Source organism: Streptomyces flavofungini (assembly GCF_041028215.1).
Lineage (GTDB): Bacteria > Actinomycetota > Actinomycetes > Streptomycetales > Streptomycetaceae > Streptomyces > Streptomyces flavofungini_B.
The window spans coordinates 1-23,415 of the sequence record NZ_JASKYR010000011.1 but is presented as its reverse complement, the minus strand read 5'-3'; the positions used below and the strand labels follow the sequence as shown (position 1 = coordinate 23,415).

Below are 23,415 nucleotides of genomic sequence, written 5' to 3'. Positions count from 1 at the left end.
TTGGGTCAAATTCTAGTGGGCGTACGGAGAGGGGCGGGACACGGCCCCCGCACGGGGTGCTCCCCGCCCCTCTCCTGAAGAGCTGAACAGCTCAGGAGACGCCGAGCTCCTTGGCGTTCTTCTTGAGGTCCTCAAGACCACCGCACATGAAGAAGGCCTGCTCGGGGAAGTGGTCGTACTCGCCGTCGCAGATCGCGTTGAACGCCGCGATCGACTCGTCGAGGGACACGTCCGAACCGTCCACACCGGTGAACTGCTTGGCGGCGTGGGTGTTCTGCGACAGGAAGCGCTCCACGCGGCGGGCACGGGCGACGACGAGCTTGTCCTCTTCGCCGAGCTCGTCGATACCGAGGATCGCGATGATGTCCTGGAGGTCCTTGTACTTCTGCAGGATCGTCTTGACGCGCATGGCGGCGTCGTAGTGGTCCTGCGCGATGTAGCGCGGGTCCAGGATGCGGGACGTGGAGTCCAGCGGGTCCACGGCCGGGTAGATGCCCTTCTCCGAGATCGGACGGGAGAGCACCGTCGTCGCGTCGAGGTGGGCGAAGGTGGTGGCCGGGGCCGGGTCGGTCAGGTCGTCCGCGGGGACGTAGATCGCCTGCATCGAGGTGATCGAGTGACCACGGGTCGAGGTGATGCGCTCCTGGAGGAGACCCATCTCGTCGGCCAGGTTCGGCTGGTAACCCACCGCGGAGGGCATGCGGCCGAGCAGGGTCGAGACCTCGGAACCGGCCTGCGTGAAGCGGAAGATGTTGTCGATGAAGAACAGCACGTCCTGCTTCTGCACATCGCGGAAGTACTCCGCCATGGTCAGACCGGCCAGGGCGACGCGCAGACGCGTGCCCGGCGGCTCGTCCATCTGGCCGAAGACCAGCGCGGTCTTGTCCAGAACGCCGGCCTCCTCCATCTCGACCATGAGGTCGTTGCCCTCACGGGTGCGCTCGCCGACACCGGCGAAGACGGAGACACCGTCGTGCAGCTTGGCCACACGGACGATCATTTCCTGGATCAGAACGGTCTTGCCGACACCGGCACCACCGAACAGACCGATCTTTCCACCCTTGACGTACGGGGTGAGGAGGTCGACGACCTTCAGGCCGGTCTCGAACATCTCGGTCTTGGACTCGAGCTGGTCGAAGGCCGGGGCCTTGCGGTGGATCGTCCAGCGCTCGGCGTCGGCGACCGTCGACGGGTCGTCGTTCAGGACCTCGCCGAGGGTGTTGAACACACGGCCCTTGGTCACGTCGCCGACCGGCACCGCGATGCCCTTGCCGGTGTCGGTGACCGGAGCCTGGCGGACCAGGCCGTCGGTGGGCTGCATCGAGATGGAGCGGACCACGCCGTCACCCAGGTGCTGGGCGACCTCGAGGGTCAGCGTCTTCTTCGCGCCCTCGGTCGACGGGTCGTCGACCTGGACGTGGAGAGCGTTGTAGATCTCCGGCATCGCGTCGACGGGGAACTCCACGTCGACGACCGGGCCGATGACCCGGGCGACGCGGCCCGTGGCAACGGCCGTCGCTGCATTCTCGGTAGTCGTCGTCACTTACTTGTCACTCCCCGCGGTCGCGTCGGCCAGCGCTGCTGTGCCGCCGACGATCTCGCTGATTTCCTGGGTGATTTCGGCCTGGCGGGCCGCGTTGGCAAGCCGGGAGAGGCTGTTGATCAGGTCCCCGGCGTTGTCGGTCGCCGACTTCATCGCGCGGCGCGTGGCGGCGTGCTTGGAGGCAGCCGACTGGAGCATCGCGTTGTAGATACGGCTCTCGACGTAGCGCGGCAGCAGGGCGTCGAGGACGTCCTCCGCCGACGGCTCGAAGTCGTACAGCGGAAGGATCTCGCCCTTGCTGGACGACTCCTCGGCTACCTCTTCGAGACTGAGCGGCAGCAGGCGGCCGTCGGTGGCCGTCTGCGTCATCATCGAGACGAACTCGGTGTAGACGATGTGGAGTTCGTCCACGCCGCCCTCAGCCGTCTCCTTCTCGATCGCCTCGATCAGCGGGCCCGCGACCTTCTTGGCGTCCGCGTACGTGGGCTCGTCGGTGAAGCCCGACCACGATTCCACGACCTTGCGCTCGCGGAAGTTGTAGTGGGCCAGACCACGGCGGCCGACGATGTACGTGTCGACCTGCTTGCCCTCGGCCTCAAGGCGCGCGGTGAGCTGCTCCGCGGCCTTGATGGCGTTCGAGTTGAAGGCGCCGGCCAGACCGCGGTCGCTCGTGAGGAGCAGAACCGCGGAACGGGTCGCCGTCTCCGCCTCGGTCGTCAGCGGGTGCTTCGTGTTCGAGCCAGTGCCGACCGCCGTGACCGCGCGGGTGAGCTCGGTCGCGTACGGCGTGGAGGCCGCCACCTTGCGCTGCGCCTTGACGACGCGCGAGGCGGCGATCATCTCCATCGCCTTGGTGATCTTCTTGGTCGCGGTGACGGATCGGATGCGACGCTTGTAGACCCGGAGCTGGGCTCCCATGAGTCAGGTCCCTTCCTTACGTCACTTGGCGGCGGCCGGAGCGTCCTCGCCGAGAAGCTTCCCGTCCGAGGTCTCGAACTGCTTCTTGAACTCCGCGATGGCGTCGCCGATGGCCTGGAGCGTGTCGTCCGACATCTTGCCGCCCTCCTTGATGGAGGTCATGAGGCCCTGCTCCTTGCGGTGCAGGAACTCAAGGAGCTCGCGCTCGAAGCGGCGGATGTCGTTGACCGGCACCTCGTCCATGCGACCGGTGGTACCGGCCCACACGGAGACGACCTGGTCCTCGGTCGCCATCGGCTCGTACTGCGGCTGCTTGAGCAGCTCGACCATGCGCTGGCCGCGCTCGAGCTGGGCCTTGGACGCGGCGTCCAGGTCGGAACCGAAGGCGGCGAACGCCTCCAGCTCACGGAACTGGGCGAGGTCCACACGGAGGCGTCCGGAGACCTGCTTCATCGCCTTGTGCTGCGCGGAACCACCGACTCGGGAGACGGAGATACCGACGTTCAGCGCGGGGCGCTGACCGGCGTTGAAGAGGTCCGACTCCAGGAAGCACTGGCCGTCGGTGATGGAGATGACGTTGGTCGGAATGAACGCCGAGACGTCGTTCGCCTTGGTCTCGACGATCGGCAGACCGGTCATCGAGCCCTTGCCCAGCTCGTCCGAGAGCTTGGCGCAGCGCTCGAGCAGACGCGAGTGCAGGTAGAAGACGTCACCGGGGTAGGCCTCGCGCCCCGGCGGACGGCGGAGCAGCAGGGACACGGCGCGGTAGGCGTCGGCCTGCTTCGAGAGGTCGTCGAAGATGATGAGGACGTGCTTGCCCTCGTACATCCACTGCTGGCCGATGGCCGAACCGGTGTAGGGCGCGAGGTACTTGAAGCCCGCCGGGTCGGACGCCGGGGCGGCGACGATGGTCGTGTACTCCAGGGCGCCGGCCTCTTCGAGGGCACCGCGCACGGAGGCGATGGTGGAGCCCTTCTGACCGATGGCGACGTAGATGCAGCGCACCTGCTTGTTCACGTCGCCCGAGCGCCAGTTGTCGCGCTGGTTGATGATCGTGTCGACGGCCAGGGCGGTCTTGCCCGTCTGGCGGTCACCGATGATCAGCTGACGCTGGCCACGGCCGATCGGGGTCATCGCGTCGACGGCCTTGTAGCCGGTCTCCATCGGCTCGTGCACCGACTTGCGCTGCATGACCGTGGGGGCCTGCAGCTCAAGGGCGCGACGTCCGCTGGTCTCGATCTCGCCGAGGCCGTCGATCGGGTTGCCGAGCGGGTCGACGACGCGGCCGAGGTAACCCTCGCCCACCGCGACCGACAGCACCTCGCCGGTACGGCTGACCGACTGGCCCTCCTCGATGCCGCTGAACTCGCCGAGGACGATCGAACCGATCTCGCGCTCTTCCAGGTTCAGCGCGAGACCGAGCGTGCCGTCCTCGAACTTCAGCAGCTCGTTGGCCATGGCCGAGGGCAGGCCCTCGACCTTCGCGATGCCGTCGCCGGCAAGGGTGACCGTACCGACCTCCTCGCGCGAGGCCGCGTCCGGCTTGTACGCCTGGACAAAGTTCTCCAGCGCGTCCCGGATCTCCTCCGGCCGGATCGTGAGCTCCGCCATCTGGGTTCCCTGCTCTCCTTGTTGGGCCCGAAGTTTTCTTGGGGGGTCTGGGGTCAGCCCCCAGGAATCCTCTGCACGGCCCAACTAGGGCCGTAGGTCATGCTCTTCTTTGCTTACTTGCCGGCCACGCGGCGGCCGGCTTCCTCGATGCGGTCCGCGATGCTGCCGTTGATGACCTCGTCGCCCACCTGCACCGTGATCCCGCCGAGGACCCCGGGGTCCACGTCGAGGTTCAGGTGCATCGGGCGTCCGTACACCTTGGCCAGGACGGCGCCGAGACGCTGCTTCTGCTGGTCCGAGAGCGGAACGGCGGAAGTGACGACGGCGACCATGCGGTTGCGGCGGTCCGCGGCCAGCTTGGAGAGGGATTCGAGGCCCTCCTCCAGGCTACGTCCACGCGGCGCGGTCACAAGGCGCTCGACGAGCCGCTCCGTCACGGACTGCGCGCGACCGCCGAGCAGACTGCGCAGCAGCTCGCTCTTGGCCGTGCCGGTGGCGGCGCGGTCCGTCAGCGCCGACCGCAGCTCGGTGCTGGACGCGACGATCCGGCCGAACCGGAAGAGCTCGTCCTCGACGTCGTCCAGCACGCCGGCCTTCTGCGCGCCGGTCAGGTCGGCGAGGTTGGCGAGCTCCTCCAGGGCGTCCACCAGGTCGCGCGACTGCGACCAGCGCGAGCGCACCATGCCGGCCACCAGGTCGGCGGTCTCGCCGCCCACCTTGCCGGTCAGCAGGCGCCCGGCCAGCGCGGCCTTGGCCTCGCCGGACTGCGCCGGGTCGGTCAGGACCCGACGCAGCGAGACCTCACGGCCGAACAGCGCGGTGACCGCGGCGAGCTCGTCCGCGAGACGCGTGGCGTCGACCGCGGTGTTGTCCGTCAGCGCGTCGAGGCGCTCGCGCGCGGCGGCCAGGGCCTCGCGGCTAGCTCCGTGCGCTGTCATCGAGCCGCCTCGGCCTTCTCCTCGAGCTCGTCGAGGAAGCGGTCGATGGTGCGGCTCTGGCGGGCGTGGTCCTCAAGGGACTCACCGACGAGCTTGCCGGCCAGGTCGGTGGCCAGCTGGCCCACGTCCTGACGCAGCGACTGCGCGGCGGCCTTGCGGTCGGCCTCGATCTGCGCGTGACCGGCGGCGACGATCTCCTCGCGCTGACGCTGGCCCTCGGCCCGCATCTCGGCGATGAGCTGGGCGCCCTGCTCCTGCGCCTCCTGGCGCAGACGCGCGGCCTCGTGCCGGGCCTCGGCGAGCTGAGCCTTGTACTGCTCAAGAACGCTCTGGGCCTCGGTCTGAGCGGCCTCGGCCTTCTCGATACCGCCTTCGATCGCCTCCCGGCGCTCTTCCAGAACCTTGTTGATGTTCGGGAGGAGCTTCTTCCAGAAGAAGAAGAAGACGATGGCGAAGGCGATGGCGCCGACGAGCAGCTCGGGACCCGGCGGGATGAGCGGGTTCTGCTCCTCCGCGTGCTCGGCCGCCAGCTGTACCAGGTTGGCGATCACATCATTGCCTTTCGTCGAACGGGGCTAATCGTCTCGGGCGATCAGGAGCCGTAGACGAACGGCATGACGATGCCGATGAGGGCGAGCGCCTCACAGAAGGCGAAACCGAGGATCTGGTTGGCACGGATCAGGCCGGCAGCTTCGGGCTGACGGGCGAGAGCCTCGGTGCCCTTACCGAAGACGATGCCAACACCGATGCCGGGGCCGATGGCCGCGAGGCCGTAGCCGATGGAGCCGAGGGCCTTGATGTCACCCTGGAGGGCGGCGAGCTCGAGAGTCGCGGACATGCCGTTACTTCCTTCTCTTTCATGGACCGGTGGGGGTTGGCCACCGGGCGCTTAGGGGTATCTGAGGGGCTCAGTGGTGCTCGGCGAGAGCGCCCTGGATGTACGAGCAGGCGAGGAGCACGAAGACGTACGCCTGGACGGCCTGCACGAAAAGCTCGAAGAGGACCATGCCGATGGTCATCACGAAGGAGACACCGGCGGCCGGGATCAGCCAGCTGTTCAGCAGGTACCAGGAGGCGACGGTGAACATCACCAGCATCAGGTGACCGGCGAACATGTTGGCGAAGAGTCGCACCGCGTGCGTGAAGGGACGCACGAGCAGGTTCGAGAAGAACTCGATGAACGACACCAGCCACTTGATCGGGCCGAGGGAGTTGTCGTAACCCGTGACGTTCTTCCAGCCACCGACGAAGCCGTGCTTCTTGAAGGTGAGCGGGACCCAGATCAGGTACACGACGGCCGCGAGAACCGCCGGGTAGGCGATGATCGAGGAGACCGGGAACTGGGTCAGCGGGATCACGGACCAGATGTTCATGATCCAGATGAAGAAGAACAGCGAGACCATGAGGGGGACGTACTTCTCGCCGTCCTTCTTGCCGAGGGTCTCGTAGACGATGCCGCGGCGTACGAAGTCGTAACCCGCCTCACCCATCATCTGGAGCTTGCCCGGAATCACCTTGGCCTTGCCGAAGGCGAGGTAGAAGAAGGTGACGACGACGAGCGTGGTCAACAGGGCGAGCATCATCACCTTGTTGAACTCGAACCCGCCGACGGTGAACATCGGCTTGAAGAGGAACGAGTGCAGGCCCGGAGCCGGGAAGCCACAGCCGTTGTCGGACATGATCCGACAGCTCCAGTCAAAGGCGAGCTCAGTTTGGTCAGGACTCACCGCGGGCTCCTTCGGCGTGACGCATAGGTACGGCAACCTCGTTGTCGTGTCGGCGCGGCGCGCAGCCGCGGGTCGGCACCGGACTGGTGTTTCGGAAGTGTGAGCGGCGTTCAGGCATCGAGCCTCGCGATCGTGCAGGCGTCAGCTCAGATGCCCGCGCCCGCAGTGCCGCAGTTGGCACCGGACGATAGCAGCATCTCGAACGGCTATTTATCCCGGCCCTACCCTTCACGTCGAGGACCCCGACTTCTCCGGCTTGTCCTTCTTCGAGGAGTCGCTTTCGGAGTCGGGTTCGACGTAAAGGATCTTGGCTTTCATGTGTGCGCGGGCTTGAGCGGCCATCCACACCACGGTTCCCGCCACCAGTGCGGCGGCGAAGGCCCGGGGGTTGAAGAGCGTGGTGTCCTTGAACAGGCCCATGAAGATGAGCAGCAGCAGCAGTTGGGCGACGTAGAGCATCATGCCCATCGCCTGGAACAGGTGCGGAAGCGATTTCGCGGTCCGTTGCAGGACGACCATGCCGAGCCCCATGAAGGCGATCACGACCACCGCGCCGATGACAGCGCCGAGCGCTCCCTTGCCGCCCGCGACCACACCGCTGACGACGGCGACGATCGCACCGACGGCGGCTGTGGGCACAGCGGACTGAAGGAGAGTTCGGGTGTCTTGAGACGGCATGGCGGCAGCTCCGCTTACTGATGGGGGCAGGGTGTCGTCATGGACGAGCGTAGACCCGGATCGAGATGACACTCGGGCCGGACGGACCGTCGCACTACGGTCCTTCGGCTCTATCCCGGGCTTTCGTGAACGGTATCACAAACTATTTGATGAGGTCTTTACCTGCTGGGTGTGCTCGCTGTCACACATGAGAAGTAATCCGCGCGGTTGTGCACTTCGCGGGGCAAGTTGTCTGGTAATGGGCCGGTTTGATGCCCCGCGTCAACGCGATGAACGGGCCTCTCCCCGATCCTGGAAGCGCGAGCGGGCACCGATGGCGGTCGCTCCGTACCGTTCGCCCTCACCCGTCTCGTACGTCGCACCGGCGGCGCCCTGTTCGGCGGTCGTGCGGCGACGGCGGTAACGCGGCGGCACGAACGCCTCCGCCCACCGCGGGGTGCGCGGCGTGAAGCGCGGCAGCAGCAGGAGCACCAGGCCGAGCGCGCTCAGCGCGACGATCACGAAGAGGATCCACACGCTCGTGGAGTGCACCGAGTACGCGACGGTGCCGAAGGCGATGAGCGCCGACCAGAAGTACATGATGAGCACCGCGCGGCTGTGCGAGTGCCCGATCTCCAGGAGCCGGTGGTGCAGGTGGCCGCGGTCGGCGGCGAACGGCGACTTGCCGTTCCAGGTGCGCCGCACGATCGCGAGGACCAGGTCGGCGAAGGGGATCGCGATGATCGTCAGCGGCATCAGGAGCGGGATGAAGACCGGCAGCATCGCGTGCGTGGCATCGCGTCCCGTGCCGAAGTTCAGCTTCATCGCCGCGGGGTCCACCTGGCCCGTGACGGAGATCGCGCCCGCCGCGAGGATCAGGCCGATCAGCATCGACCCGGAGTCGCCCATGAAGATCCTGGCGGGGTGCATGTTGTGCGGCAGGAAGCCCAGGCACATGCCCATGAGGATGGCGGCGAAGAGCGTCGCGGGCGCGGCGGCCTCGATGCCGTAGCCGTACCAGATCCGGTAGGCGTACATGAAGGACGCCGCCGACGCGATGCACACCATGCCCGCGGCGAGACCGTCGAGGCCGTCCACGAAGTTGACGGCGTTGATGGTGATCACCACGAGCGCCACCGTGAGCAGCGTGCCCTGGCCGGAGGTGAGCGACACCGTGCCCACGCCGGGGACCGGGATCCACAGGATCGTCAGGCCCTGCATGACCATGACGCCCGCGGCGATCATCTGGCCGCCGAGCTTGATCAGGGCGTCGATCTCGAACTTGTCGTCCAGGACCCCGATCAGCCAGATCAGCGCCGCCCCGGAGAGCAGGGCGCGCGGCTCGTTGGAGTTCTCGAAGACCGCGTTCAGGTTCGGCAGGTGGTCGGCGACCAGCAGGCCCGCGCAGAGTCCGAAGAACATCGCGATGCCGCCGAGCCGGGGCGTGGGCTCCCTGTGCACGTCGCGGGCGCGGATCTCCGGCATGGCGCCGGCCACGATCGCGAACTTCCGCACCGGCCCGGTCAGCAGATAGGTCACCGCGGCCGTGATGCAGAGCGTCAGGAGATATTCACGCACGGGCTTCCCCACAGGTATCGCTGGCCATCTCAGCCCCACACCCTAGCTTTGCGCGCATACGGTGGAAGACTTACGGGTAGCGACGATGGTTGCACGAGTACCCGCCCGTGCCCGACGCGCCTGCCCCTTCCTATCCCGGATACGGCGGAAATCGTCCCACCAGTTCACGCACCTCTTCCCGCACGCCCGGCTCCTCGCGCACCCCGGCGGCCAGCAGGCCCGCGAGCCGCACCATCTCCGGGCCCGCCATGCCCTGGGTGGTGACGGCGGCGGTGCCGAGCCGCAGGCCACGGGTGTCGCCGTCGGACAGGACGCAGGTGTCGAGGATGATTCCGGCCGCCGCGAGCATGCCGCGGGCGGCGCGCGCGCCCACTCCCAGGGGTGACGGGTCGACGAGGACGAGGTGGGTGTCCGTGCCTCCGGTGGCGATCCGGAACCCGGCGGCGGCGAGGCCCTCCGCCAGCGTCCTGGCGTTGGCCACCACCTGATGGGCGTACGCGGTGAACGCCGGTGTCGCCGCCTCCCCGAACGCGACGGCCTTGGCGGCGATCGTATGCATCTGGGCGCCGCCCTGCGTGAACGGGAAGACCGCCCGGTCGATCCGTTCGGCGAGGTCCGCCCCGCACAGCAGGAGGCCGCCTCTGGGGCCGCGCAGGACCTTGTGGGTGGTCGCGCAGACCACGTCGGCGTACGGGACCGGGCTCGGCGCCGCTCCCCCGGCGATCAGCCCCATGGGGTGCGCCGCGTCGGCGATGAGATACGCCCCGACGTCGTCGGCGATCTCGCGGAAGGCCGCGTAGTCCAGGTGCCGGGGATAGGAGATCGAGCCGCAGACGATCGCCTTGGGGCGGTGGGCGCGGGCCAGGGCGCGCACCTCGGCGGGGTCGATGAGGCCACCCTCCGCGTCGACGCCGTACCCCACGAAGTCGAACCAGCGCCCGGAGAAGTTCGCGGGCGAACCGTGGGTGAGGTGGCCGCCGTACGGCAGTCCCATGGCGAGGACGGTGTCGCCGGGCCGCAGCAGCGCGGCGTACGCGGCGAGGACGGCGGAGGAACCCGAGTGGGCCTGCACATTGGCGTGCTCGGCGCCGAAGAGGGCCTTGGCGCGCTCGACGGCGATGCGCTCGGCGATGTCCACCAGCTCGCAGCCGCCGTGGTGGCGCGCGCCGGGGTAGCCCTCGGCGTACTTGTTGGCGAGCGGCGAGCCGAGGGCGGTGAGGACGGCTGGCGAGGTGAAGTTCTCCGCGGCGACGAGCTGGAGCGCACCGGCCTGCCGGGCGGCCTCGGCGATGAGGATCTCGGCCAGCTCGGGGTCCTGTCGGCGCAGCGCGTCGAGATCGGTGTACGACGTCCCGCGGGCGGCGGGTGCGGTGCTGACCGTGCTGAGCGACATCGTGGGCTCCGGGTCCTGGCAGGGGTGACCTCAGATCCAATGTAGGCCGCTACGTGTGCGCGGGCACCCCGGTCAGCGCCGTCACCACGGGGTCGAGTGCCTGGTTGATCTCGTCGCCCACCGAGCGGAAGAACGGCAGGGGCGCTCCGTAGGGGTCGTACACCTCGTCCGCCTCCACGCTCGGCGCGAGGAGCCAGCCGCGCAGCGCGGCGGCGGCCCGCACCAGGGCCCTCGCGCGCTCGACCACGCCGTTGCCGTCGGGCTCCGGCAGGGTCGTGGGGTCTATGGCCCGTACGAGGCGCGTGAACTCCTTCAGGGTGAAGGTGCGAAGCCCCGCCGAGTGGCCCATGGAGATGACCTGCGCCCGGTGGTCGCGGGTCGCGGTCAGCACCAGGTCGGCGCGGATGACGTGGTCGTCGAGGAGCTCGCGCCCCATGAAGCCGCTGGCGTCCGCGCCGAAGTCGGCGAGGACCGTCTCGGCGTTGGTCTCCATGGGGGCGCCCTCGTGGCCCCAGGTGCCCGCGCTCTCCACGATCAGACCGCCGGTGAGCGGGTCGCCGAGGCGGTCGGCCAGGGCATGCCTGGTCAGCCGCTCGGTGATCGGCGAACGGCAGACGTTGCCTGTGCTGACGTGGAGGATGCGGAAGGCGCCCGCAGAGCCCGGGAAGCCCGCTATGCCACGCCCCGTCTCAGGGGCTGTCAATTCGCCACCTCGAGGTCGGGTACCACCTTGCGCAGCTCGTCCGCGTCGAGGGCGCCGGCGCGCAGCAGGACCGGCACCTTGCCGGTGACGTCGACGATGGACGAGGGGACGATGCCGGGGGTCGGACCGCCGTCCAGGTACACCGAGACGGAGTCGCCCAGCATCTCCTGCGCGGCGTCGCAGTCCTCGGGGGCGGGGTGCCCGGTGAGGTTGGCGGAGGAGACGGCCATGGGGCCGAACTCGGTGAGCAGCTCGATGGCGACCGGGTGCAGCGGCATCCGGATCGCGACCGTGCCGCGGGTGTCGCCGAGGTCCCACTGGAGCGAGGGCTGCTGCTTGGCGATGAGGGTGAGGGCGCCGGGCCAGAAGGCGTCGACGAGCTCCCAGGCCATCTCGGAGAAGTCGGTGACCAGGCCGTGCAGGGTGTTCGGCGAGCCGATGAGGACGGGCGTCGGCATGTTGCGGCCGCGGCCCTTGGCGTCGAGCAGGTCGGCGCACGCCTCGGGGCTGAAGGCGTCGGCGCCGATGCCGTAGACCGTGTCGGTGGGCAGGACGACCAGCTCGCCACGGCGGACGGCGGACGCGGCCTCGCGCAGACCGGTCGTGCGGTCGGTCGCGTCGTTGGTGTCGTATCGCCGTGCCATTGAGCGGGCCTCCTCGTACGCGTACTGCTTCTTGGTCTTGGTCGCGGTCGTCACGGCATCGCCTTGCGGGCGGTGGCGAAGCGTGGCCTGTTGTTGAGGTCGGGGTGGTCGGCCGCGTCGGCCCAGCCCCGCATCTCGGTGAAGATCCAGGGGACCTGGCCGCCCTGGGTGTCGGCGTGCTCGATGACGACGACGCCGCCGGGGCGCAGGAGACGGTGGGCGGTGCGCTCGATGCCGCGGATCAGGTCGAGGCCGTCCTCGCCGGAGAAGAGGGCGAGCTCGGGGTCGTAGTCGCGGGCCTCGGGGGCGACGTACTCCCACTCGGTGAGCGGGATGTACGGCGGGTTGGAGACCACCAGGTCGACCTGGCCGTCCAGCTCGGGAAACGCCTCGCGGGCGTCGCCCTGGGAGAGCTTGACCCTGGACCCCTCGACGTTCTTCCGCGTCCAGCGCAGGGCGTCCTCGGAGAGCTCCACGGCGTGCACGCGCGAGCGCGGCACCTCCTGGGCGAGGGCGAGCGCGATCGCGCCGGAGCCGGTGCACAGGTCGACGATGAGCGGCTCGACGACGTCCATGGCGCGGACGGCGTCTATCGCCCACCCCACGACGGACTCGGTCTCCGGGCGCGGCACGAAGACGCCGGGGCCGACCTGGAGCTCCAGGTACCGGAAGTAGGCGCGTCCGGTGATGTGCTGGAGCGGCTCACGGGCCTCCCGGCGCGCGATCGTCTCCCAGTAGCGGGCGTCGAAGTCGGTGTCCTTGACGGAGTGCAGCTCGCCCCGCTTCACGCCGTGCACGAACGCGGCGAGCTCCTCGGCGTCGTTGCGCGGCGAGGGCACGCCGGCGTCGGCCAGCCGCTGGGTGGCCTGGGCCACTTCCGCGAGCAGCAGGTTCACGCTGGTCCTCCGGTGGGGCGTCTACGAGGGATGGGGGCGTCAGGCCGCCGCGAGCTTGGCCGCGGAGTCCGCGTCCACGCAGGCCTGGATGACCGCGTCGAGGTCACCGTCGAGCACCTGGTCCAAGTTGTACGCCTTGAAGCCGACGCGGTGGTCCGAGATCCGGTTCTCCGGGAAGTTGTACGTCCGGATCTTCTCGGAGCGGTCGACGGTGCGGACCTGGCTGCGGCGGGCGTCGGCGGCCTTGCTCTCCGCTTCCTCCTGGGCCGCGGCGAGGAGCCTGGAGCGCAGGATGCGCATCGCCTGCTCCTTGTTCTGGAGCTGGCTCTTCTCGTTCTGGCAGGAGGCGACGACGCCGGTCGGGAGGTGCGTGATGCGCACCGCGGAGTCGGTCGTGTTGACGGACTGGCCGCCGGGGCCCGAGGAGCGGTACACGTCGATGCGCAGGTCGTTGGCGTGGATCTCGACGTCGATCTCCTCGGCCTCGGGCGTCACGAGGACACCGGCCGCGGAGGTGTGGATGCGCCCCTGGGACTCGGTGGACGGCACACGCTGCACGCGGTGCACGCCGCCCTCGTACTTCAGGCGCGCCCAGACGCCCTGTCCGGGCTCGGTGGCGCCCTGGCCGCCCTTGGTCTTCACGGCGACCTGGACGTCCTTGTAGCCGCCCAGCTCGGACTCGGTGGCGTCGATGATCTCGGTCTTCCAGCCGACGCGCTCCGCGTACCGCAGGTACATGCGCAGCAGGTCGCCCGCGAACAGGGCGGACTCGTCGCCGCCCGCGCCCGCCTTGACCTCCAGGATGACGTCCTTGTCGTCGGACGGGTCCCGGGGCACGAGGAGCAGCCGCAGCTTCTCGGTGATCTCCTCGCGCTGCCGCTCCAGGTCCTTGACCTCGGCGGCGAAGTCGGGGTCGTCGGCGCCCAGCTCGCGGGCCGTCTCGATGTCCTCGCCGGTCTGCTTCCAGGAGCGGTACGTCGCGACGATCGGCGTCAGCTCGGCGTAGCGCTTGTTGAGCTTGCGCGCGTTGGCCTGGTCCGCGTGGACCGAAGGGTCGGCGAGCTTCTTCTCGAGATCGGCGTGTTCGCCGATCAGTTCCTCGACCGCCTCGAACATCGGGGGCTCCTGGTTTTCTACTGAGATGGCTGCGGGACGGCAAAAGCGCCGGTCCCGGCCACCCCCTCGCAGGGGCGGCCGATGACCGGCGCAGTGGCTCGCTACTTCTTGGCGGAGCCGGCAGCCTTGCCGAAGCGGGCCTCGAAGCGGGCCACACGGCCACCGGTGTCGAGGATCTTCTGCTTGCCCGTGTAGAACGGGTGGCACTCGGAGCAGACCTCGGCACGGACGGTGCCGCTGGAGATCGTGCTGCGGGTGGTGAACGACGCGCCACAGGTGCAGCTGACCTGCGTCTCGACGTACTCGGGGTGGATGTCGCGCTTCAAGGTGTCTCCTAGTTTCGGGAGGGCACCGGGTCGTACGCGCGGATTGCTCGTACGTGAACCGGGGCCGACGTACCAGTCTGCCAGGACAGGCCGTATCTCCCAAAACGAGGGTCGGCCCCGATCTATTCCGGGGCCGGTGGCCCGGCCTGATCCGGGCGAGCGGCCCTAGTCGCTGCTGACCACGTCGCCCGCGTCGCCCTTGTCGCCCGCGGACTTCTTGGTGGCGGACTTCGGGATGGCCCTGTCGGCCCTGAGCGCGTCCCAGACCTGCTGGTCGGCCTCTTCGAGGGGCAGGACGCGGTTGGGGTCGGCCGGGTCGTACTGGATGGGCAGCGTCACCATCTTCATGTCGCCCGCGCCGATGCCCTTGAGGCCGCCCGCGAAGCCCGCGAGGCTCCTGACGTCGTTCAGGTCGGAGTCGGTGGTGATGGCGCTGGTCGCGTCGTTCGCCAGGTCGTACAGCTTTTTGGGGTTGCTGAACACCCCGACGTCCTTGACCTGGTCGAGCAGGGCCTTGATGAACGCCTGCTGGAGCTGGATGCGGCCGAGGTCGCTGCCGTCGCCGACGCCGTGCCGGGTGCGGACCAGGCCGAGGGCCTGCTCGCCGTTGAGCGTGTGCGTACCGGCGTCCAGGTCCAGGTGGCTGTCCTTGTCCCTGATCGCCTTCTTGGTGGTGATGTCGACGCCGCCGAGGGTGTCGATGAGCTTCTTGAAGCCCGAGAAATCGACCTCTACGTAGTGATCCATCCGGATGCCGGACATCTTCTCGACCGTCTTGACGGCGCAGGCGGGGCCACCGACCTCGTAGGCGGTGTTGAACATCTGCCGCTGCGCGCCCGGGGCGTCCTTGCCGTCGTCGGTCGTGCAGTCCGGCCTGGATATGAGGGTGTCGCGGGGTATGGAGACGACGCTGGCCTTCTTGTGGCCCTTGTAGACGTGCACGATCATCGCGGTGTCCGAGCGGGCCGCGCCCTCGTCCTTGCCGTACTTGGCGTTGTCGCCCGAGCGCGAGTCGGAGCCGAGGACGAGGATGTCCTGGGAGCCGTTGTCGATGTCCACGGGCCGGTCGGTGCCCAGGGCCGCGTTGATGTCGACGCCCTTGATGTTGCCGTTGAGCTTGAAGTACACGAAGCCGATGCCGACGCCGCCGATGACGACCACGGAGGCGGCGGTCCACGCCGTGACGACGAGCGCCTTGCTGCGCTTACGGGGCTTGCGGCGCCGGCCGCCGCCCCCACGCCGACGTCCCGGCTCGCTGCCCGCCGGGTCCGCGGGGGTGCTCTCGTCAGCCATGATCTCCTCAAGTCCTCGTCGGTCGGTTACCCCCTGTGTTCAGGGTCAGGCGTGGCTTTTCGTCAACTGTCAGACGTGGAAACCGCAAGAAGGGTTGCACAGGCCCCTGTGCGCGCCCCGGGGTCCGCCGGTCGCGGAACGTATCGGTCACCCCGTGTTTTCGGCCTTTCACCTGCGCGTTCTTCGCCATACGGGCTACTGCCCGTGACCGTGAGAATCTCTTAGGTGTGTGGCCAAGGTCTCGGTGCCCGGTGCACGCGAAAAGGGGCCGTTCCCCGCACCTGAGTGCGGGGAACGGCCCCTTCTCGCTGTCGCCGGGACGAGCGGCGACGGCTAGTCGTTGCCGTTGCCCGGCGTCGGCGTCGTCTTCTGGATCTGGAGCAGGAACTCGGCGTTCGACTTCGTCTGCTTCATCTTGTCCAGGAGCAGCTCGATCGCCTGCTGCTGGTCGAGCGCGTGCAGCACCCGGCGCAGCTTCCAGGTGATCGCGAGCTCGTCGCTGCCGAGCAGGATCTCTTCCTTGCGGGTGCCGGACGCGTCGACGTCCACCGCCGGGAAGATGCGCTTGTCGGCGAGCTTGCGGTCGAGCTTGAGCTCGGCGTTGCCGGTGCCCTTGAACTCCTCGAAGATGACCTCGTCCATGCGCGAGCCGGTGTCGACGAGCGCGGTCGCGAGGATGGTCAGCGAGCCGCCGTCCTCGATGTTGCGCGCGGCACCGAAGAAGCGCTTCGGCGGGTAGAGGGCCGTCGAGTCGACACCACCGGACAGGATGCGTCCCGAGGCCGGGGCGGCGAGGTTGTACGCACGGCCCAGACGCGTGATCGAGTCGAGCAGCACGACGACGTCGTGGCCCAGCTCCACCAGGCGCTTGGCACGCTCGATGGCGAGCTCGGCGACCGTGGTGTGGTCCTCGGCGGGACGGTCGAAGGTGGAGGAGATGACCTCGCCCTTCACCGACCGCTGCATGTCGGTGACCTCTTCCGGACGCTCGTCGACCAGGACGACCATCAGGTGGCACTCGGGGTTGTTGTGCGTGATCGCGTTGGCGATCGCCTGCATGATCATGGTCTTGCCGGTCTTCGGCGGGGCCACGATCAGACCGCGCTGGCCCTTACCGATGGGCGCGACGAGGTCGATGATGCGGGTGGTGAGCACACCCGGGTCGGTCTCCAGACGGAGCCTGTCCTGCGGGTAGAGCGGCGTCAGCTTGTTGAACTCCGGCCGCCCGCGCCCGGATTCGGGCGCCATGCCGTTGACCGAGTCCAGGCGCACGAGCGCGTTGAACTTCTCGCGGCGCTCGCCGTCCTTGGGCTGCCGGACGGCGCCGGTGACGTGGTCGCCCTTGCGCAGGCCGTTCTTGCGGACCTGGGCCAGCGAGACGTACACGTCGTTGGGGCCGGGGAGGTAGCCCGACGTACGGATGAACGCGTAGTTGTCGAGGATGTCCAGGATGCCCGCGACGGGGATCAGGACGTCGTCCTCGGAGACCTGCGGCTCGTTGCCGAAGCCCTGCTCGTCGCGGCCGCGACGGCCACGGCGGTCGCGGTAGCGGCCACGGCGGCCACGGCGGCCGCCCTCGAAGTCGTCCCCGTCCTCGTCGGCCCGCGGGCCGTTGTCACGCTGACGGTCCTGCCGCCCGCCGCCCTGCTGCTGACGGTCCTGACGGTCCTGGCGGCCGCCGCCCTGCTGGTCGTCGCCCTTGTTGCCGCGGCGGTCGCGGTCCCGGCCGCGGCCCTGGCGGTCCCGGCGGTCGCGGCGGCCGTCGGCACCGTCCCCGCCGTTGTCGCCCTTGTCGTTCCTGGCCTCGGCGGTGTCGCCCTTGGCCTCGGCCTTGGACTCGCCCTTCGCCTCGGCGGTGACGGTCTCGGGGCTGCCCGCCTCGGCCGTCGCGCGGCGCCTGCGGCGCTCACCCGCGGGCTGCTCGTCGCCCCCGCGCTCGGTCTCACCCGCGCGGGCGGGGCCGCCGGCCGGCTGGCCGGGGATGTCGATCTGCTGCTGGGCGGCGGCCTTCTCGGCCTTGCCGCCATCCGCCTTGTCCGGCTTGCCCGCCTTGGCGGGGCTCTCCGCGGCGTCCTCGCCCGTACGGGCCTTCGAGGTGGCCCGGCGCTTGGGCTTGGTCTCGGTGGCGGCGTCCGAGGCGGGTGCGGCGGCGCTCTTCGCCGGGGCTCCGCCCCCGGCCTGCGCCTCCTTGATGACCTCGATCAGCTGGCTCTTGCGCATGCGCCCGGTGCCCCTGATACCGAGGCCCGATGCGACCTGCTGCAGTTCCGCCAGCACCATGCCCTCAAGGCCGGTGCCGCGGCGCCGCCGGGACCCGGCCGAAGCACCGGTGGCAGGCGCCGCGGAGGCGTCCGTGGCGGGCGTGTCGGCAGTCACGCCCATCAGATCGGTGGTGTCGCTCACGAAGGGTCCTTCCCTGGAGCGGACGTCGGCCTGTCTGGCTCGGCGACCGGTTGTGCTGTCCGGCGGTCGGTCCTTGCTGTGTGCTGTGGACCGTGCCGGGGCGGTGGTCCGCCTAAGCGGCGGAAGAATTCATTGGTGATGGCGAGTCCCGGTGCGGTGTCACTGAAGTGCCGTGTCACCCGGCTCGGTCACGCCGGTTCCGGAGCGTGCTCAGGACTGCTCAGCGCGGGGCACGAAGCAGTTTGGGAGGCTCCCGGAAGAATGGTTGTCCCGGACGGGGACACAAAGCACCTCGCCATGGTGAGGTCGGGTGCAGACTTGAGATTAACACTACCGGATCCAACAAACATTCCCCCTCTCGGAATCGGGACACCCCGAATCCCCTGTATTCCCCGTGTCACGGCGCAAGCGGCAGCACACTCGCTCCCGCCGCGTCGAGCGCCAGACGGTTGGCCGCCCAGCCCTCGCCCGCCAGACGCGCGACCTTGTCGGCCGCACTCTCATCGGCCAGCGCGAGGACCGTGGGGCCCGCGCCGGAGATCACCGCGGGCACGCCATCGGCGCGCAGCCGCTCCACCAGGGCCGTGCTCTCCGGCATGGCCGGGGCGCGGTACTCCTGGTGCAGCCGGTCCTCGGTGGCGGGGAGCAGCAGCTCGGGGCGCCTGGTGAGGGCCTCGACGAGCAGGGCCGCCCGGCCCGCGTTGGTCGCCGCGTCGACGTGCGGGACGGTGCGCGGGAGCAGCCCGCGCGCCGTCTCGGTCAGGACGGGCTTTCCCGGTACGAAAACCACCGGAACGATGGAACTGGCCGGTTCCATCCTGATCGCGCGGGCCGCTCCCCCGTCCATCCAGGACAGCGTGAAGCCGCCGAGCAGACACGCGGCGACGTTGTCGGGGTGACCCTCGATCTCGGTGGCCAGTTCGAGCAGCGCGGCGTCGTCGAGCCGGGCCTCGCCGCCTATCGTCACGGCGCGCGCGGCGACGATGCCGGCGCAGATGGCGGCGGACGAGGAGCCCAGGCCGCGGCCGTGCGGGATGCGGTTGGCGCAGACGATCTCCAGGCCGCGCGGCTGGCCGCCCAGCAGGTCGAAGGCGGTGCGCAGGGACCGTACGAGCAGGTGGGACTCGTCGCGGGGAAGGGTGTCACTGCCCTCCCCCGCGATGTCGATGTTCAAGCCGGAGTCGGCCACCCGAACGACCACGTCGTCGTACAGACCCAGCGACAGGCCCAGGGCGTCGAAGCCCGGACCGAGGTTGGCGCTGGTGGCGGGGGTGCGCACCCGGACGGCGGCGGCGCGGAACGCGGGACCGGCCATCGCTCGATGACTCTCCTTGAGCTGCGTGTTTGTGAGGCTGCGTACTTCTGTTGCGTGCCACATGTACGGAACACCCGGACGCCGCGCACAACGGCGGCGCCCCGACCCGCACAGCGGCGGCACCGCGGCATATGCGGCGGGGTGGGTTCGGTACAGCCTATCGAAGGAAGGTTCTGTGGCGACATAGGGCGCACAGGAGGCGCACGATGCGTGTCGTGTGCCCCCTGTGCCACCCCGGTGCGGATTACGCCAGGCCGAGGCGTTCGGCGGCAGCGGCCGAGTCGACCGGGACGGTGACCGGCTGCGGAGCACCGGCGACGGCCCAGTCGGGGTCCTTGAGGCCGTTGCCGGTCACGGTGCAGACGATGCGCTGCCCCTTGTCGACCTTGCCCTGCTCGGCGGCCTTCAGCAGACCGGCGACCGACGCGGCGGAGGCGGGCTCCACGAAGACGCCCTCCTGGGAGGCCAACAGCTTGTAGGCGCGCAGGATCTCACGGTCCGTCACCTCGTCGATGAGGCCGCCGGACTCGTCGCGCGCGGCGAGCGCGTGCTGCCAGGACGCGGGGTTGCCGATGCGAATCGCGGTGGCGATCGTCGAGGGGTCCTTGACGACCTCGCCGCGCACGATGGGCGCCGATCCGGAGGCCTGGAAGCCCCACATCCGGGGGGTGCGCGTGGACACCGAGTCGGCGGCGTACTCCTTGTAGCCCTTCCAGTAGGCGGTGATGTTGCCTGCGTTGCCGACGGGAAGGACGTGGAGGTCGGGGGCGTCGCCGAGGGCGTCCACGATCTCGAACGAGGCGGTCTTCTGGCCCTCGATGCGGAACGGGTTGACCGAATTGACCAGCGCCACCGGGTAGTTCTCGGAGAGGGCGCGGGCCAGGTTCAGGCAGTCGTCGAAGTTGCCGTCGACCTGGAGGATCTTCGAGCCGTAGACGAGGGCCTGGCCCATCTTGCCGAGCGCGATCTTGCCCTGCGGGACGAGGACGGCGCAGACCATCCCGGCCCGTACCGCGTAGGCCGCGGCGGAGGCCGACGTGTTGCCGGTGGAGGCGCAGATGACCGCCTTGGCGCCCTCCTCCTTGGCCTTGGTGATGGCCATGGTCATGCCGCGGTCCTTGAAGGACCCGGTGGGGTTGGCGCCCTCGACCTTGAGGTGGACCTCGCAGCCGGTGCGCTCGGAGAGCACCTGCGCGGGCACGAGCGGCGTACCGCCCTCGCGAAGCGTCACGACCGGCGTGGTGGCCGAGACCGGAAGCCGGTCACGGTACTCCTCGATGATTCCCCGCCACTGGTGGGTCATTGCTGCCTACTCCCCTTCAACCCGCATGATGCTGGCGACACCACGCACGGTGTCGAGTCTGCGCAGCGCGTCGACGGTGCCGGTGAGGGCGGCGTCGGGCGCGCGATGGGTGACGACGACGAGGGAGGCCTCGCCGTCCTTGCCCGTCTGACGGACCGTATCGATCGATACGCCGTGCTCGGCGAAGACCGTCGCGACCTGGGCGAGCACACCCGGCTTGTCGGCCACGTCGAGGCTGATGTGATAGCGCGTGACGACCTCGCCCATGGCACCCACGGGGAGCTGCGTGTACGCGGAATCGCCGGGCCCGGTGGACTCGGCGAGCTTGTTGCGGCAGACGGCGACGAGGTCGCCGAGCACGGCCGACGCGGTGGGTGAGCCACCGGCGCCGGGCCCGTAGAACATGAGCTGCCCGGCGGCCTCGGCCTCGACGAACACGGCGTTGTAGGCCTCGCGCACCGACGCCAGCGGATGGCTGAGCGGAATCATCGCGGGGTGCACGCGCGCGGTGACGGACCCGCCGTCGGCCGCCCGTTCGCAGATGGCAAGGAGCTTGATGGTGCAGCCCATCCGTTTCGCGGAGGCGAAGTCGGCGGCGGTCACCTCGGTCATGCCCTCGCGGTAGACGTCGTCGAGGCGCACGCGCGTGTGGAAGGCGATTCCGGCGAGGATCGCGGCCTTCGCGGCGGCGTCGAAGCCCTCGACGTCGGCGGTCGGGTCGGCCTCGGCGTACCCGAGCGCGGTGGCCTCGTCGAGGGCCTCCTGATACCCGGCGCCCGTCGTGTCCATGGCGTCCAGGATGAAGTTGGTGGTCCCGTTCACGATCCCGAGGACGCGGTTGACCTTGTCCCCGGCCAGCGACTCGCGCAGCGGCCGGATGAGCGGGATGGCCCCGGCGACGGCGGCCTCGTAGTACAGGTCCCGCCCCTGCTCGACGGCGGCGGCGTGCAGCGCGGCCCCGTCCTGGGCGATGAGCGCCTTGTTGGCGGAGACGACGGAGGCCCCGTGCTCGAAGGCGGTGGTGATGAGCGTACGGGCGGGCTCGATCCCCCCGATGACCTCGACCACGACGTCGATGTCACCGCGCTTGACCAGCGCCGTGGCGTCGGTGGTGACCAGCGAAGGATCGATTCCCTCGCGCACCTTGGAGGGACGCCGGACGGCGACCCCGGCGAGCTCCACCGGGGCGCCGATCCTGGCTGTGAGGTCGTCGGCGTGCGTCGTCATGATGCGCGCCACCTCTGAGCCGACGACCCCACAGCCCAGCAGCGCCACCTTCAGCGGACGCGTACGCATCATCCGACCTCACTTCTCATACAGCTACGACTGGACCAGTCTCACCCACCGGAATCGAGTTTCAGTCTAATGTCCGGATTCTGAGACACTTATTTCACCATCCGACGGATGCGCGGTGCGCGCCCGTCGGAGGTTGTTGGCGCGATTGTCACCCGACGTCGTTTCACCCGACGTCGAGCCGGAGAAGATCCTCCTCCGTCTCGCGCCGGACGATCACTCGGGCGGCCCCGTCACGCACGGCGACGACCGGCGGGCGGAGAGCGTGGTTGTAGTTGCTCGCCATCGAGCGGCAGTACGCGCCGGTGGCGGGCACGGCGATCAGGTCCCCCGGCGCGAGGTCGGCCGGCAGGAAGGCGTCCCGCACGACGATGTCACCGCTCTCGCAGTGCTTGCCGACCACCCGCACCAGCATGGGCTCGGCGTCGGAGGAGCGGGAGACCAGGGCGACGGTGTACTCGGCGTCGTACAGCGCGGTACGGATGTTGTCGGACATGCCGCCGTCGACGGAGACGTAGGTGCGCAGCCCTTCGAGCGGCTTGACGGTGCCGACCTCGTACAGCGTGAAGGCGGTGGGCCCGACGATGGCGCGCCCCGGCTCCACGGAGATGCGCGGGGTCCGCAGGTCGGCGGCGGCGCACTCGCGCGTGACGATCTCGTTCAGCGCCTTGGCGATCTCGTGCGGCTCGCGGGGGTCGTCGTCGGAGGTGTACGCGATGCCGAGACCGCCGCCGAGGTCGATCTCGGGCAGCTCGACGCCGTGCTCGTCCCGCACCTCGGCGAGGAGCTGCACGACGCGCCGGGCGGACACCTCGAAACCGGCCATGTCGAAGATCTGCGACCCGATGTGCGAGTGGATGCCGATGAGCTCCAGACCGTCCAGCTTGAGGGCCCGCCGCACGGCCTCGGCGGCCTGCCCCCCGGCGAGCGCGATCCCGAACTTCTGGTCCTCGTGCGCGGTGGCGATGAACTCGTGGGTGTGCGCCTCGACGCCCACGGTCACGCGGATCTGCACGCGCTGGCGCCTGCCGAGCCGCTCGGCGATGTGCGAGACCCGCACGATCTCCTGGAAGGAGTCGAGCACGATCCGCCCGACCCCGGCCTCGACGGCGCGGTGGATCTCGTCCTCGGTCTTGTTGTTCCCGTGGAAGGCGATGCGCTCGGCGGGCATCCCGGCGTCGAGGGCGGTGGCGAGCTCCCCGCCGCTGCACACGTCCAGGTTCAGCCCCTCCTCGTGCAGCCACCGCACGACGGCCCGGGAGAGGAAGGCCTTGCCCGCGTAGAAGACATCGGCGTCGCTGCCGAAGGCGTCGCTCCAGGCCCGGCACCGGGCGCGGAAGTCCGCCTCGTCCAGGAAGTACGCGGGCGTGCCGAACTCCTCGGCGAGCCGCGTCACTTCGATGCCGCCGACGGTGACGCGCCCCTCCGCCGTACGCCCGACCGTACGGGACCAGACCTTGGGGTCGAGGACGTTGAGATCGGCGGGCGGCGCGCTGTAGTGCCCCTCGGGCAGTACGTCGGCGTGGCGGGGGCCTGCGGGGTGTGCGGAACGGCTCATGACTCGGGTGTCTCGTCTCTCACGGGGTGCCCCCGCCTCACGGGTCGGGGCGTCACAGGYGTTCGGGTGCGCTGATGCCGAGCAGGGACAGGCCACCGGCGAGCACCGCCCCGGCGGCTTCGGCGAGCGCGAGCCGGGCACGGTGGGCGGCCGAGGGTTTCTCCTCCCCGCGCACCAGGACGACGTGCTGATACGCGAGC

22 protein-coding genes are annotated in these 23,415 nt (G+C 69.5%); all 22 read right to left on the bottom strand.

Features of this window, described 5'->3' with window-relative positions; translation table 11 throughout:
* Positions 1-91 precede the first annotated feature (91 nt).
* Positions 92-1,543 (bottom strand): F0F1 ATP synthase subunit beta, encoded by a 1,452-nt coding sequence (atpD, locus tag AB8Z36_RS01745; protein WP_369211372.1) that lies wholly within the window; start codon positions 1,541-1,543, stop codon positions 92-94.
* Positions 1,544-2,461 carry a F0F1 ATP synthase subunit gamma gene (locus tag AB8Z36_RS01740; RefSeq protein ID WP_369211371.1) on the bottom strand — a complete coding sequence of 306 codons (918 nt, stop codon included), beginning with the start codon at positions 2,459-2,461 and terminating at the stop codon, positions 1,544-1,546.
* A 21-nt stretch (positions 2,462-2,482) separates the two neighbouring features.
* A complete protein-coding gene (gene atpA / locus AB8Z36_RS01735) occupies positions 2,483-4,072 on the bottom strand; it encodes a F0F1 ATP synthase subunit alpha (RefSeq protein ID WP_369211370.1) in 1,590 nt (529 codons plus the stop codon).
* Between the two features lie 113 nt (positions 4,073-4,185).
* A complete protein-coding gene (locus AB8Z36_RS01730; protein WP_369211369.1) occupies positions 4,186-5,010 on the bottom strand; it encodes a F0F1 ATP synthase subunit delta in 825 nt (274 codons plus the stop codon).
* On the bottom strand, positions 5,007-5,561 hold the full coding sequence (locus AB8Z36_RS01725) for a F0F1 ATP synthase subunit B (RefSeq protein ID WP_062774043.1): 555 nt from the start codon (positions 5,559-5,561) through the stop codon (positions 5,007-5,009). The genes AB8Z36_RS01730 and AB8Z36_RS01725 overlap by 4 nt, the downstream gene beginning before the upstream one ends.
* A gap of 41 nt (positions 5,562-5,602) precedes the next feature.
* Positions 5,603-5,848: an ATP synthase F0 subunit C gene (gene atpE, locus AB8Z36_RS01720; RefSeq protein WP_016643250.1), complete on the bottom strand. Its 246-nt coding sequence runs from the start codon at positions 5,846-5,848 to the stop codon at positions 5,603-5,605.
* Between the two features lie 70 nt (positions 5,849-5,918).
* A complete protein-coding gene (atpB, locus tag AB8Z36_RS01715; protein ID WP_369211368.1) occupies positions 5,919-6,689 on the bottom strand; it encodes a F0F1 ATP synthase subunit A in 771 nt (256 codons plus the stop codon).
* Positions 6,690-6,965: 276 nt separating this feature from the next.
* Complete coding sequence (locus AB8Z36_RS01710) at positions 6,966-7,415, bottom strand: hypothetical protein (protein ID WP_369211367.1); 450 nt, start codon at positions 7,413-7,415, stop codon at positions 6,966-6,968.
* Positions 7,416-7,676: 261 nt separating this feature from the next.
* Positions 7,677-8,972: an MraY family glycosyltransferase gene (locus tag AB8Z36_RS01705; protein ID WP_369211366.1), complete on the bottom strand. Its 1,296-nt coding sequence runs from the start codon at positions 8,970-8,972 to the stop codon at positions 7,677-7,679.
* Between the two features lie 130 nt (positions 8,973-9,102).
* Positions 9,103-10,365 (bottom strand): serine hydroxymethyltransferase, encoded by a 1,263-nt coding sequence (gene glyA / locus AB8Z36_RS01700; protein WP_369211365.1) that lies wholly within the window; start codon positions 10,363-10,365, stop codon positions 9,103-9,105.
* Between the two features lie 49 nt (positions 10,366-10,414).
* Positions 10,415-11,068, bottom strand: coding sequence for an arsenate reductase/protein-tyrosine-phosphatase family protein (locus tag AB8Z36_RS01695; protein WP_062774034.1), 654 nt, complete (start codon positions 11,066-11,068; stop codon positions 10,415-10,417).
* Positions 11,065-11,712 (bottom strand): L-threonylcarbamoyladenylate synthase, encoded by a 648-nt coding sequence (locus tag AB8Z36_RS01690; RefSeq protein WP_369211385.1) that lies wholly within the window; start codon positions 11,710-11,712, stop codon positions 11,065-11,067. The genes AB8Z36_RS01695 and AB8Z36_RS01690 overlap by 4 nt, the downstream gene beginning before the upstream one ends.
* Before the next feature lie 50 nt (positions 11,713-11,762).
* The gene (prmC, locus tag AB8Z36_RS01685) at positions 11,763-12,608 is read right to left on the bottom strand and encodes a peptide chain release factor N(5)-glutamine methyltransferase (RefSeq protein ID WP_369211364.1); all 846 of its coding nucleotides are present in this window, start codon (positions 12,606-12,608) and stop codon (positions 11,763-11,765) included.
* A 39-nt stretch (positions 12,609-12,647) separates the two neighbouring features.
* Entirely contained in the window at positions 12,648-13,724 is a 1,077-nt protein-coding gene (gene prfA, locus AB8Z36_RS01680) for a peptide chain release factor 1 (protein ID WP_369211363.1), read from the bottom strand.
* Positions 13,725-13,825: 101 nt separating this feature from the next.
* Positions 13,826-14,050: a 50S ribosomal protein L31 gene (rpmE, locus tag AB8Z36_RS01675; protein ID WP_055696813.1), complete on the bottom strand. Its 225-nt coding sequence runs from the start codon at positions 14,048-14,050 to the stop codon at positions 13,826-13,828.
* Between the two features lie 165 nt (positions 14,051-14,215).
* A complete protein-coding gene (locus tag AB8Z36_RS01670; RefSeq protein ID WP_369211362.1) occupies positions 14,216-15,343 on the bottom strand; it encodes an LCP family protein in 1,128 nt (375 codons plus the stop codon).
* A 333-nt stretch (positions 15,344-15,676) separates the two neighbouring features.
* On the bottom strand, positions 15,677-17,746 hold the full coding sequence (gene rho, locus AB8Z36_RS01665) for a transcription termination factor Rho (protein ID WP_369211361.1): 2,070 nt from the start codon (positions 17,744-17,746) through the stop codon (positions 15,677-15,679).
* A gap of 397 nt (positions 17,747-18,143) precedes the next feature.
* Complete coding sequence (gene thrB / locus AB8Z36_RS01660) at positions 18,144-19,061, bottom strand: homoserine kinase (protein ID WP_369211360.1); 918 nt, start codon at positions 19,059-19,061, stop codon at positions 18,144-18,146.
* Positions 19,062-19,305: 244 nt separating this feature from the next.
* The gene (gene thrC, locus AB8Z36_RS01655) at positions 19,306-20,364 is read right to left on the bottom strand and encodes a threonine synthase (RefSeq protein WP_369211359.1); all 1,059 of its coding nucleotides are present in this window, start codon (positions 20,362-20,364) and stop codon (positions 19,306-19,308) included.
* Between the two features lie 6 nt (positions 20,365-20,370).
* Positions 20,371-21,663, bottom strand: a complete 1,293-nt coding sequence (locus AB8Z36_RS01650) for a homoserine dehydrogenase (RefSeq protein WP_369211358.1) — start codon at positions 21,661-21,663, stop codon at positions 20,371-20,373.
* Positions 21,664-21,823: 160 nt separating this feature from the next.
* Complete coding sequence (lysA, locus tag AB8Z36_RS01645) at positions 21,824-23,215, bottom strand: diaminopimelate decarboxylase (protein ID WP_369211357.1); 1,392 nt, start codon at positions 23,213-23,215, stop codon at positions 21,824-21,826.
* Positions 23,216-23,267: 52 nt separating this feature from the next.
* Positions 23,268-23,415, bottom strand: a 148-nt coding sequence (locus AB8Z36_RS01640; protein WP_369211384.1) for a DALR anticodon-binding domain-containing protein, incomplete at its 5' end; no start/stop codon positions are given.